This is a genomic window from Thermomonas sp. (genome assembly GCF_041919455.1).
Classification (GTDB): domain Bacteria; phylum Pseudomonadota; class Gammaproteobacteria; order Xanthomonadales; family Xanthomonadaceae; genus Thermomonas.
Map to the genome: position 1 here is coordinate 105,236 of NZ_JAYRTQ010000001.1, position 11,908 is coordinate 117,143.

The following is an 11,908-nucleotide window of genomic DNA, read 5'->3' on the forward strand; positions in this document are numbered from 1 at the left end:
TCAGCGCGCTGGTGCGAGCACGTCGGCGAACACCGCGCGGCGCAAGGCGCGGAAGGGCAGGCCGGGATTCGGGTCGGCATTGCACAGGCAGGCCACGGTCAGCCGGCTCGGCACGTGGGTCGCGAGGTAGGTCGAGAAGCCGTAGAAGAAGCCGTTGTGCTGCACGATCAGGCTGTCGTCGCGGGTGGCGCGGTCGAGCAGCAGCCCGAAGCCGTACTCGGTGGCGCCCATCGCCGCATCTTCCTCCCTCGCCCGATGCGCGCTGGCCAGCCGCCCGTCGCGCAGCTTCGCCGGCGCCAGCATCGCGCGAAGCGTGGCGTCGCCCACCACGCGGCCATCCAGCAGCGCCGCATGCCAGCGGCACAGATCCTCGGCGGTGCCGCGCATCGCGCCTGCGCCACCGGCCTGGGCGACGTCCACGCACGGCCCGTTCTGCAGCCGCGGTGGATCGCCGTCTCCGAATGCGTACCCCGCCACGCGCCCGGGCACGATGTCCTGGTTGTGGTCGAAGGCCGTGCGCGTCATGCCCGATCGCTCGAACAGCCGGGTACGTCCGGCCTCGGCCAGCGCTTGGCCCGTAACCTGCTCGATGATCGCGCCCAGCACCACGTAGTTGGCGTTGCTGTATTGCCAGGCGGTGCCCGGCGGGAAATCGAAGGGCGTGGCCTGGGTGGCGATGGCCTCGGCCAGGTGGCGCTGGCTGACCGGCCCCGGGAGCGCCTCGCCGGATTCGTCGGCATGCAGTCCGGCGGTGTGGTGGACCAGCTCGCGCACCGTGAATGCGGGCTGGTTCGCGAATTCCGGCAGGTAGCGCGATGTGGGTGCATCGAGGTCGAGCTTGCCCGCTTCGGCCAACACTGCGGCCAGCGCCGCGGCGAACTGCTTGGTCAGCGAGCCGATCCGGAAAATGCTGTCGACGCGCACGTCGGTCCCGGTTTCCAAGTTGGCCTTGCCCGCCACGTGGGCGAGCACCGGTGCACCGTGCCGCCACACCGCCAGCTGGATGCCGGGGGCGGCGCCCTGTGCAACGGCGTCGTCGATGATCCGGCGCAGGGTGTCGGGAAGCCCGCTGGAAGCGACCGCGGCGCCCGCCTGGCCAAGCGCGGCCGTGCCGATCGCCGCCGCACCCATTTGCAAAAGCGATCGCCGGGTGAATGCCATGGAGTTGTCCGGAATGAGGATTCGGCAGGATCGGGTGCATGGGTCCCGGCCACGCATGCCGAAAGTCACGCCAGTGCTCCGGGCGCGTGATCGACTGGGACGAGCGACCTATTTCGAGCCTCGCCCGTCCGATTCCACCACCATGTCCAGGACGAAGGCCTGCGACGGCGCGTCGGCCGGCGGGTCCTTGATCGCGTAGCGATCCACGCGCAGCACGTTGCGCACGCCGGGCTCGTGGGTGTAACCCTCGATGGGCGCGTAGAAGTGGCCGAACGGCCCCGGGTCGCCGGCCTTGAGGCCCTTGTCGTCGTACTTGAGTTCGCGCACCTGCAGGCACTGCATGTCCGGGATCAGCGGGTGGTTGCACGCCGCGGCTTGCGCCGCCACTTCGCAACGGGACGAATCGTTGCGCAGGCGTGAACGCTCAGGCGTTGGCCGGCACCCACAGCAGCAGGGCGATGCCCAGCAGCAGGCGATACGCCGCGAAGGCGGTGAAGCGGTGGGTTTCGATATAGCGGAGCAGCCACTTCACCGCTACGAAGGCGGTGATCGCGGAGGCCACGAACGCCACGCCCAGCGCGCCCCAGTCCTCGCCGTGCAGGCCGCCATGGCGGGCCATCGACAGCAGTTCGTAGCCGGTCGCCGCGAACATCGTCGGGATGCCGACCAGGAACGCGAATTCGGTGGCCGCCGCGCGGCTGGTGGTGCCAGCCAGCAACGCCACGAAGATCGTCGCCGCGGACCGCGAGGTGCCCGGGAACACCCCGGCCACCACCTGGGCCACGCCGACCAGGATCGCCGTGGTCCAGGAAATCGCGGTGCGTTCGCCTTCGCGCGCCGCGCGTCTGGCCGCCAGCTGCTCGGCCAGCACCATCCAGAACGCACCGACGATCAGCGCCCAGGCGATCGGCCGCACGCTGTCCGGAAGTTCCCAGCCCAGCGCCTTGACCAGCAGGCCGCCGACCGCAGTGACCCCGAACGCGACCAGCAGCTTGAACCCGTATTCGCGCGCTTTCTGTGGGCTGATGTCGATGCCGAGCGGATCGTAGGGAGCGGTCATGTCGCGACCGGCGAAGGCGGCCAGCAGGCCGAGCAGGCGACGCCGGTAGATCAGCACCACGGCGAGGATCGCGCCGGCCTGGATGGCCACGTTGAACAGGTCGCTGCGATGGCCCAGCCAGCGTTCGGCGATCAGCAGGTGGCCGGTGCTGGAGATCGGCAGGAATTCGGTGATGCCTTCGATGATGCCGAGCAGCAGGGCGGCGAGCAGGTCGTTCATGGGCAACGGGCAGTCGGCGGTACGAAAGGATAACGCAGGCACCTTCGCACCAAAGAGGTGCATCATTAGAAAAAATTGAACCGAAGAAGTGCTAAATAGTTGGATGCGTTGCAGCAATCCATTGAAAATCAATGAGTTGAAAGTTGGCACGCCGCTTGCAATGTCACAAGCATCCCGGTTATCCCAACCGCCTGCTTCGGAGCCTGCCGTGTCGCTCGAGAATGTCGAAAAGCTGATCAAGGACCACAAGGTCGAATTCGTCGACCTGCGTTTCACCGACGTGCGTGGCGTCCAGCACCACGTGACCTTCCCGAAGTCGATCGTCGACGCCAGCCTGTTCGAGGACGGCAAGATGTTCGACGGTTCCTCGATCAGCGGCTGGAAGGGCATCAACGAGTCCGACATGGTCCTGCTGCCTGACGCGTCGACCGCGATCATCGATCCGTTCACCGCCGATCCGACCTTGATCCTGACCTGCGACATCCTCGACCCGGCGACCATGCAGGCCTACGCGCGCGATCCGCGCGGCGTGGCCAAGCGCGCCGAGGCCTACCTGAAGTCCAGCGGCATCGCCGACACCGCGTTCTTCGGCCCGGAACCGGAATTCTTCATCTTCGATTCCGTGCGCTTCGCCAACGAGATGGGCCACACCTTCTTCCACATCGATTCGGAAGAGGCGGCATGGAACTCCGGCCGCGAATACGAAGGCGGCAACACCGGCTACCGGCCGGGGGTGAAGGGCGGCTATTTCCCGGTCGCGCCGCTGGATTCGCTGCACGACATCCGCGCCGAGATGTGCAAGACCCTCGAAGCGGTCGGCATCGAAGTGGAAGTGCACCACCATGAAGTGGCGAACGCCGGCCAGTGCGAGATCGGCACCAAGTTCAACACCCTGGTGCAGAAGGCCGACGAACTGCTGACGATGAAGTACATCATCAAGAACGTCGCCCACCGCAACGGCAAGACCGCGACCTTCATGCCGAAGCCGATCGTCGGCGACAACGGCAGCGGCATGCACGTGCACATGTCGTTGGCCAAGGACGGCAAGAACCTGTTCTCCGGCGACGGCTACGGCGGCCAGTCGCAGATGGCGCTGTGGTACATCGGCGGCATCTTCAAGCATGCCCGCGCGATCAACGCGTTCGCCAACTCGACCACCAACAGCTACAAGCGCCTGGTGCCGGGCTTCGAGGCGCCGGTGATGCTGGCCTACTCGGCCCGCAACCGCTCGGCGAGCTGCCGCATCCCGTACGTGTCCAACCCGAAGGCGCGCCGCATCGAGATACGCTTCCCGGATCCGATGAACTCCGGCTACCTGACCTTCGCCGCGCTGATGATGGCCGGCCTGGACGGCATCAAGAACCAGATCGACCCGGGCGCGCCGAGCGACAAGGACCTGTACGACCTGCCGCCGGAAGAAGAGAAGAACATCCCGACCGTCTGCCACAGCCTGGACCAGGCGCTGGAAGCGCTCGACAAGGATCGCGACTTCCTCAAGGCCGGCGGTGTGTTCTCCGACGACTTCATCGACGGCTACATCGCGCTGAAGATGCAGGAAGTGACCAAGTTCCGCGCGGCCACGCATCCGCTCGAATACCAGATGTACTACACGATCTGACGAGGAACACCGTCATTCCGGCGAACGCCGGGATGACGAACGCAACAACGGTTCGATGCACGACACGCATCGAGGCGAAGCAGGCTGATCCTCGCTTCGCTCCCTCCCCGGCGAGGATCGGATGGGACCGGCAGGGCATGTCGACGGATGTGCCCTGCCGGGTCCTTGTGGCCGCGGAGGAGGTGGAGTGGGCCACGTGTGCGGCGGGGGCCGCACGACGCGCAGGACGCGCATCACGCAAGGAGGAAACACGCGATCACCGATCGCTGCGGGCAGGAACGAACACCCTGCATCGCACGTGCACGAAACAATGACTGGGGAGGGCTACCGCTTATCGAGGAGCCTTGTCATGCCGTCTCGCACCCGCACCACTCGTTCGATCCGCAACACCGCGATGGCATCCATCCTGGCCAGCCTCGCGCTCGCATCCACGGCGCATGCCGGCACCACCGGCACCGTCAGCATCACCAGCGATTACATCTTCCGCGGCACCACCCAGACCAACCAGGAACCCGCGTTGCAGGGCGGCGTCGAATACGCGGCCGAAAGCGGCGCCTACATCGGCACCTGGGGCAGCAACGTCAGCTGGCTGTCCGATCTCTCCACGCCCGCGGCACCCATTTCCAGCAGCCTCGAACTCGATGTCTACGGTGGCTACCGTGGCAAGTTCAACGACACCGTGAGCTTCGATGTCGGCGCGTTGTACTACTGGTATCCCGGCGACTTCCCGTCCGGCTTCAACAGCGCCGACACCCTCGAGGTGTACGCGGGCGTCACCGTGGCCGCGAGCGAGAAAATCTCCCTCGGCGCGAAATACTCCGTCGCCGCCACCGACCTGTTCGGTTACGCGGATTCCAGCGGCAGCGGCTACCTCGACCTGAGTGCGAACTTCGTGGTGGCGGAAGGCTGGACCCTGGGCGCGCACGCCGGCAAGCAATGGATCGAAGGCGGCGGCAACGGCGCGTTCGAGTACGCCGACTGGAAGCTGGGCATCACCAAGGCCTTCGACAACGGGTTCTCGGTGGGCCTGGCCTACACCGGCACCGATGCCGACGACGCGCTCTACGTGAATCCGTACGGCAACAAGACCGCGCGCGACACCGTCGCACTGACCGTCACCAAGGCGTTCTGACGGACCACACAGGGAGCCAAGATGAAACTCATCACCGCCATCATCCGCCCGTTCAAGCTCGACGAGGTGCGCGAAGCCCTCGGCGAGGTCGGGATCTCCGGCCTGACCGTCACCGAAGTGAAAGGCTTCGGCCGGCAGAAGGGCCACACCGAACTCTATCGCGGCGCCGAATACGTCGTCGACTTCCTGCCCAAGCTGAAGATCGAGGCCGCGGTCAGCGACGAGATGTTCGATGCCGCGCTCGAGGCGATCAGCAAGGCCGCCGGCACCGGCAAGGTCGGCGACGGCAAGATCTTCGTCGTCGCCCTGGACCACGTCGTCCGCATCCGCACCGGCGAGATCGGCGCCGATGCGCTCTGACCCTTCCATGGAGACCCACATGAAGACTCGTTCCGTCTCCGGGTGGAAGACCCGGATGCATGCACTCGCGCTGGCCGCGTTGTGCGGCGTCGCTGCGCTGGCGGCATCGCCCGTGTCCGCGCAGGATCCGGCGGCGACAGCGCCTGCGCCTGCCGAAGCCACGTCGCCTCCGGCGGAAGCGCCGCTGGTGGCCCCCGAGGTTGCAAGCACCGACACTGCGCCGGCGCCTGCCGAGGCCGTCGTTACTGAAGCTGCCGCGCCTGCTGAAGCCGCACCTGCCGAAGTTGCCGAAGCTGTCGCTGAAGAAGAAGCGCCCGCGCCGACCATCAGCAAGCCCGACACCGTGTGGGTGCTGGTCTCCGCCGCGCTGGTCATCTTCATGACCCTGCCCGGCCTGGCCCTGTTCTACGGTGGCTTGGTGCGTTCGAAGAACGTGCTGTCGATCCTGATCCAGAACCTGGCGGTGTTCTCGCTGGTGGCGGTGCTGTGGGCGCTGTACGGCTACAGCTTCGCGTTCACCGAGGGCAATGCCTTCATCGGCGGTACCGACCGGTTGCTCGCTGCCGGTTTGAATGCCTCGTCGATCGGCGCGACCTTCACCAAGGGCGTGTACATCCCGGAACTGGCGTTCTTCGTGTTCCAGGGCGCGTTCGCCTGCATCACCTGCGCGCTGGTCGTGGGTGCGTTCGCCGAACGGGTGAAGTTCGCCGGGGTGATGCTGTTCACCGTGCTGTGGTTCACCTTCGCCTACCTGCCGATGGCGCACATGGTCTGGTTCTTCCCGGGCCCGGATGCGTTCACCAGCACCGAGGCGGTGGATGGCGTGCTGGCCAAGTCGGGCTACCTGTGGGCCAAGGGCGCGCTGGACTTCGCCGGCGGCACGGTGGTGCACATCAATGCCGCGATCGCCGGCCTGGTCGGTGCCTACGTGATCGGCAAGCGCACCGGCTACGGCCGCGAGGCGATCAAGCCGCACAACCTCACCCAGACCATGGTCGGCGCGTCGATCCTCTGGGTGGGCTGGTTCGGCTTCAACGCCGGTTCGGCGCTGGAAGCCGGTGGCGTCGCCGCGCTCGCCTTCGTCAACACGTTCCTTGCAACCGCTGCGGCGGTGGTGGCGTGGCTGACCGTGGAGTGGATCGGCAAGGGCAAGCCCTCGCTGCTCGGCGCCGCCTCCGGCGCGGTGGCCGGCCTGGTCGCGATCACCCCGGCCGCGGGCCTGGTCGGCCTCAATGGCGCACTGGTCATCGGCGCGATTGCCGGCGTGGTCTGCCTGTGGGGCGTGAGTGGGCTGAAGCGCCTGCTCGGCGCCGACGACAGCCTGGACGTGTTCGGCGTGCATGGCGTGGGCGGCATCACCGGTGCGTTGCTGACCGGCGTGTTCGCGGCGCCGTCGCTGGGTGGCGCGGGGATCTGGGACTACGTGACCGAGACCGGCGTGGCCGAGTATTCGATCGGTTCGCAGGTGTGGATCCAGGCGCAGGGCGTGCTGATCACCATCGTGCTGTCCGGCGTGGTTGCACTGCTGTCGTACCTGGTCGTCAAGGTGACCGTGGGCCTGCGCGTCTCCGAGGAAGCCGAGCGCGAAGGCCTCGACATCACCTCGCACGGCGAGTCCGCGTACGAGTCCTGATCACCAGGGGAACCCGCGAGGGATGGTGGGCGGGCGACGGCAACGTCGCCCGCTTTTTTTCGCTGCGCTCAGCGCGTGTTGTCCTTCAGGAAGGCGAGCAGGCGCGCGTAGAAATCCTCGCGGTGCGCATCGATCGCCAGGCCATGCCCTTCGTTCTGGTACTCCACCACGTCCACCGGCGTCCCCGCCTTGCGCATGGCCTTCGCCAGTGCGCGTGAATGCTGCACGTCGACGCGCGCGTCGAGCTTGCCATGGCCAAGCAGTACCGGCACCTTGATCGCCGCCTGCTGCGCCGGTGAGCGCGCCGCCAGCTCTGGCTTGTCCGTGCCAAGCACGCGCTCGAGGTACTTCATGCCCAGGTCGGAGCGGCGGATGCTGCCCCATTTGTACATCTTGGCGAGGTCATAGGGCGCTGCGTACCCCGCCACGCAGCGATACAGGGCCGGTTCGCGGATCGCGCCCATCAGGGCGGCGTAGCCGCCGTAGCTCGCGCCATACAGGCAGACCTTCGCGGGATCCGCATGGCCCTGGTCGATCGCCCAGCGCGTCGCATCGCTGAGGTCGTCCTGCATCGCGCGGCCCCATTCGCGGTAACCCTTCTCCACGAAGGCGCGCCCATAGCCACCGGAGCCCCGGAAGTTGACGCGCAGCACGGCAAAGCCCTGGCTGGCGAGCAGGGCCGCTTCGGCGTCGTACGCCCAGTGATCGAACACCTCGTAAGGACCGCCATGCGCGACCACCACCATCGGCAGGCGTTCCTGCGCACGGCCGGGCGGGGTGGTCAGCAGGGCATGCAGCTGTTCGCCATCACGGGCCTGGAAACTGACGCCACGGGTCGACGGGATGGGCTTGCCAGCCAGCCAGCCAGGGCATGCTGTGGGCAAGCAGGGATGCCTGTCGCGCGGCACGATCGAACAGGTAGAAATCGCCGGGTTGGGTATCGCTGGAGACGTCGACCACCACCAGGTTGCGGTCTGCGGATGCGCTGACCACGCGCACGAGCTTTCCGGGGAACGCCGCCAGGATCTGCTTCAGTGGCGGGATGTCGGGATGGCTGGCGTCCCACAACACCGGCCGCGGCCGGACCGGGTCGAAATAGGCACCCACGGCGACGTTCCCGTCGAGCGACATGATCATCCAGATCGGGTCGGACACCGCGTCCGCATACACGTCGCTGCGCTGCCCGTCGGCGATCGCGTAGCGCTGCACCATCGAAGTCCCCTGCTTGCGTTCGGTCAACAGGAAGGCATGGCGACCATCCGCGTCGATCCCCAGTGGGGTCGAATCGACCCCGGAGACGGCGGCATCGTTGACCAGTGTCCAACCTTCGCCGCTGCTGCGATGGACGTGCAGGCGGCTCTGGCTTTCATCGTTCCACGAGATCGCGAACCGGACCTCGCCCTTGCGGTCGGTCACCAGTTCCGAGCGCGCATCGGGTGCGGCGATGACCAGCTCGCCGGTCTTGGTGGTGTGCCCAACCTCGACCTTGCGCACCTCGTCGATGCAGCCGTCGCCGCCCGCGCAACTGTAGCGGGTGACCAGCAGGTGCTCGGGATCGCCATCGATGGTCGCCAGGAAGTTCGCGGGCATCTTCGCCTTGGAACGGCCGTCGCGGCCGACGATGTACAGCGCGGGCTCGATGAGGGCGATCCGGTAGCGGGTATCGGCGCGGCTGGCGCCGATCACCAGGCGGTCGTTGTCGATCCACTTCAGGATCCCCACTTCGCCCAGCGCTCCCGGATTGAAGCGGACGAGTTCCTGCAAGCTGCGACGGTCGCGGATGACCACCATGGTGCGGCTGTTGTCGCGTTCGGCGATGGCCAGGTGATTGCCATCGGGCGACAGCTTGATCGTCTCGATGGTGCCTCGGCGCAGGTGGTCGCGCCAGTCGGCCTGGGCATGGCCGGCCTGCGGCAAGCCAATGCCCAGCACCAGCAGCAGGGCGAGCGAGCGGAGCCGAAACTTCGAAGGCATGGGACGTTTCCAGGCGATGGATGCGTCGCGGATTCTGGCGTCGCCACGCAGGTCTTGCATGAACGTGCAGGCGCGGGCCTTGCCAATTGCAGGTGCAACCGCTGCAATGCCCGCATGACCATGCCGCGCCTGACACGCCTCGCGATCACCTGCCTGCTGGTTGCGGGCTGCAGCCACGCGCCGCAGGCACCACGCAACGCGCTGGCCGAGTGGGTGCCGTCGCCGAACTTCGACGCGCGCCGTCCGGTGGCGATCGTGATCCACGCGACCGAGCAGGGTTCGGCCGAACAGAGCCTGGAGACGCTGCGCACGCGCAATCGCGGCGGGCCGGTGAGCGCGCATTACCTGATCGGCGACGATGGCCGGATCTACCAGCTGGTGGGCGATGGCGACCGCGCCTGGCATGCGGGCGGCGGGCGCTGGGGCACGATCACCGATCTCAATTCGGCGTCGATCGGCATCGAGCTGGACAACGAGGTCGGCGAGGCGTTCACCGAGGAGCAGATCGCGTCGCTCTTGCGCCTGCTCGAAGACCTCACCAAGCGCCTGTCGATCCCGAAGGCGCAGGTGATCGGGCACGCCGACATGGCGCCCACGCGCAAGCGCGATCCGGGATCGCTGTTCCCGTGGCAGCGGTTGGCCGAGGCCGGGTTCGGCCTGTGGCCGCAAGGCGAATTGCGCGATCCTCCTGCCGGCTTCGATCCATGGCTGGCGATGGCGGCGATCGGTTATCCGCTCAACGATCGCCCTGCGGCGGTGCGTGCCTTCCATCGCCACTACCGCGGCCGCGACGACGGCGAGGATCCGCAGGCCGCGTTCGATGCCGACGACCTGCGCATCCTGCATGCGCTGGCGCAGCAGCGACTGCAGCCGGTGGCGCGATGAGTGCGGCCTGCTTGCTGTCCCGGCACATATCGCAATGGAGCGCGACGCCTAGCGCGCGTCGCCGCGCAACTGCGAATACGGATTGATCGCGGTGCCCTTCCACCACTGCTGTTCCGGGCCGAGTTCGAAGATCGCGAAGTGCAGGTGCGGGGCGGCGGGATTCGCATTGCCGGTGGTGCCGACGTAGCCGAGCACTTGCCCGCGCCTGAGCGATTGTTTCTCCGCGATGCCGGGCGCGTAACCCTGCAGGTGGGCGTAGTAGTACGCCAGCGTGCGCTGCGGATTGAACTGGTACAGGGTGGTGCCGCCGAGCTCGCTGTCGAACAGCTTCTCGACCGTGCCGTCCGCGACCGCCAGCACCGGCGTGCCGGCCGGCGCCATGATGTCGATCGCATCGTGCACGCGGCCGCCGCTGCGCGCGTCGGTGAAGGTGTCCTGCAATTGCGCGGCGGTGATGCCCTGTACTGGCAGCAGCAGGCCCTCGCCGGTCATGGTGGCTGCATCGCCGCTTGCTGGCACCGCTGTGGGGCCGACGCCGGTGGCGCGTACCGCGGGCGGCGGCAACATCGGGCCGGTGGAAGGCGATGCGGGATTGCTGTTGTTCGCACTGGCATCCGGCTCGGTCGCGGGCTGCATCGGCAGTGGTGTTTCGATGCGCTCGCCTGCTGGCGTTGCGGTGCGCGGGCCGGCATCGCGCGTCATCACGAAATACGTCGCGTTGGCACCGACCAGCGCGCCCAGCACGAACAGCAGCAGGCCGCGCAGGACGGGACGCTGGCGGCGTTCGCCGCGCATCCTCTACTCGACCATGCTGACGGTCATGCCGACCGTGGACGCCGCCGCCACTGCGGTCGCGCTCCAGTTGGTCAGGCGCACACAGCCGCTGCTCTGGGTGCGACCGATGAGATGCGGTTCCGGCGTGCCGTGGATGCCGTAATGCGGCTTCGACAGCGCCATCCACATCGTGCCCACCGGGCCGTTCGGGCCGGGCGGGAGCTTGGCCTTGCGATCACCCTTGCGCGCGGTGACGATCAGCGCGGGATCGTAGTTGTACCAGGGGTCGGGCGTCATCGATTCGATCGTCCAGTCGCCGATCGGCAGCGGGAATTTCGCGGTGCCGCTGGTGATCGGGAACATCGCGTAGGCCTTGCCGCTGGCATCCAGCAGGCGCAGCGCGGCATCGGACTTGTCGACCTCGATCTTCGCGGCGGTGGGCATCGGGGTGATGCCGGCGACATTGGGCACGCGGATCGTGCCGCCGGCCACGTCTAGGCGGATGCCGGGATTGAGCGCGGCGAGCAGCTTGGGGCTGGCGTGGAACTTCTCGCCCAGCGCTTCGGCGGCCGACTGGAACGGGATCGCCTTCAGTTTCGCCTTCGCCATCATTCCCGAGGGCGTGGGCGCGAACGGACCGGCGACGTCGGCCTCGGTGATCGTGTAGTCGACCAGTGCGGGTGCGTTGGCCCGGCGCAGTTCCGCCCAGGTCGCGGCATCGAGTTCGCCGCTCACGGTCAACCCGCGCGACAACTGGAAGCCGGCCACCGCCTTGCGGCTCTTGCTGCCCCATTCGCCATCGATCTCGCCGGGCGAAAACCATGCGCGCTCCAGCAGCACCTGCGCTTCCAGGTGCTCCGATGCCGCACCGGCGGTTGGGGTGGCTGGTGCCGTTGCCGGCGCGACGGCCTGCGGCTCAGTGGCTGCGGGCGTCGTGGTCACCGGCGTGGCCGGCTTGGGATCCTGGGCCTGCAGGGTGGCGGTGGCGAGCAGGAGCGAGGCGAACAGCAGCGATCGATTCATGGGGTCACCTGAGGAATGCCGATGCAGGCTGCGGGAGTGCGGATCGTCATCGCGTGAAAGGGGTGCGGT

Annotated in this window: 11 protein-coding genes and 1 pseudogene; 5 read left to right on the forward strand and 7 right to left on the reverse strand. The window is 67.4% G+C overall.

The features are described 5' to 3' along the window. The 3 genes and pseudogenes from ACE3T8_RS00460 to ACE3T8_RS00470 all read right to left on the reverse strand — a co-directional run bounded on the left by ACE3T8_RS00460 (position 1) and on the right by ACE3T8_RS00470 (position 2,440). Positions 1–1,161, reverse strand: coding sequence for a serine hydrolase domain-containing protein (locus ACE3T8_RS00460; RefSeq protein ID WP_374605898.1), 1,161 nt, complete (start codon positions 1,159–1,161; stop codon positions 1–3). Between the two features lie 108 nt (positions 1,162–1,269). Next, positions 1,270–1,551: pseudogene (locus ACE3T8_RS00465) on the reverse strand (DUF4377 domain-containing protein); the annotation flags it as partial. A 34-nt stretch (positions 1,552–1,585) separates the two neighbouring features. Then, positions 1,586–2,440: an undecaprenyl-diphosphate phosphatase gene (locus ACE3T8_RS00470; RefSeq protein ID WP_374605900.1), complete on the reverse strand. Its 855-nt coding sequence runs from the start codon at positions 2,438–2,440 to the stop codon at positions 1,586–1,588. Positions 2,441–2,648: 208 nt separating this feature from the next. On the opposite strand from ACE3T8_RS00470, the gene glnA reads away from it, so the two are divergent. The 4 genes from glnA (at position 2,649) to ACE3T8_RS00490 (ending at position 7,183) form a co-directional block, all read left to right on the forward strand. Beyond that, a complete protein-coding gene (gene glnA, locus ACE3T8_RS00475) occupies positions 2,649–4,058 on the forward strand; it encodes a type I glutamate--ammonia ligase (RefSeq protein ID WP_374605902.1) in 1,410 nt (469 codons plus the stop codon). Between the two features lie 349 nt (positions 4,059–4,407). After that, a complete protein-coding gene (locus tag ACE3T8_RS00480) occupies positions 4,408–5,190 on the forward strand; it encodes a TorF family putative porin (protein ID WP_374605903.1) in 783 nt (260 codons plus the stop codon). A gap of 21 nt (positions 5,191–5,211) precedes the next feature. Beyond that, positions 5,212–5,550 (forward strand): P-II family nitrogen regulator, encoded by a 339-nt coding sequence (locus ACE3T8_RS00485; RefSeq protein ID WP_374354570.1) that lies wholly within the window; start codon positions 5,212–5,214, stop codon positions 5,548–5,550. A gap of 19 nt (positions 5,551–5,569) precedes the next feature. Then, a complete protein-coding gene (locus ACE3T8_RS00490) occupies positions 5,570–7,183 on the forward strand; it encodes an ammonium transporter (protein WP_374605905.1) in 1,614 nt (537 codons plus the stop codon). Positions 7,184–7,251: 68 nt separating this feature from the next. Here the strand turns inward: ACE3T8_RS00490 and ACE3T8_RS00495 are convergent, their stop codons facing one another. Both ACE3T8_RS00495 and ACE3T8_RS00500 read right to left on the reverse strand, forming a co-directional pair. After that, on the reverse strand, positions 7,252–8,067 hold the full coding sequence (locus ACE3T8_RS00495) for an alpha/beta hydrolase family protein (RefSeq protein WP_374605907.1): 816 nt from the start codon (positions 8,065–8,067) through the stop codon (positions 7,252–7,254). After that, positions 7,991–9,157: an LpqB family beta-propeller domain-containing protein gene (locus tag ACE3T8_RS00500; RefSeq protein ID WP_374605909.1), complete on the reverse strand. Its 1,167-nt coding sequence runs from the start codon at positions 9,155–9,157 to the stop codon at positions 7,991–7,993. The genes ACE3T8_RS00495 and ACE3T8_RS00500 overlap by 77 nt, the downstream gene beginning before the upstream one ends. Before the next feature lie 114 nt (positions 9,158–9,271). Here ACE3T8_RS00500 and ACE3T8_RS00505 point away from each other — a divergent pair, with 114 nt between their 5' ends. Next, positions 9,272–10,042: an N-acetylmuramoyl-L-alanine amidase gene (locus tag ACE3T8_RS00505; protein ID WP_374605910.1), complete on the forward strand. Its 771-nt coding sequence runs from the start codon at positions 9,272–9,274 to the stop codon at positions 10,040–10,042. A 48-nt stretch (positions 10,043–10,090) separates the two neighbouring features. On the opposite strand, the gene ACE3T8_RS00510 is transcribed toward ACE3T8_RS00505, so the two are convergent. Further along, complete coding sequence (locus ACE3T8_RS00510) at positions 10,091–10,807, reverse strand: M23 family metallopeptidase (RefSeq protein WP_374606123.1); 717 nt, start codon at positions 10,805–10,807, stop codon at positions 10,091–10,093. 33 nt (positions 10,808–10,840) lie between these two features. Then, positions 10,841–11,839, reverse strand: a complete 999-nt coding sequence (locus ACE3T8_RS00515) for a L,D-transpeptidase family protein (RefSeq protein ID WP_374605911.1) — start codon at positions 11,837–11,839, stop codon at positions 10,841–10,843. Positions 11,840–11,908 lie beyond the last annotated feature (69 nt).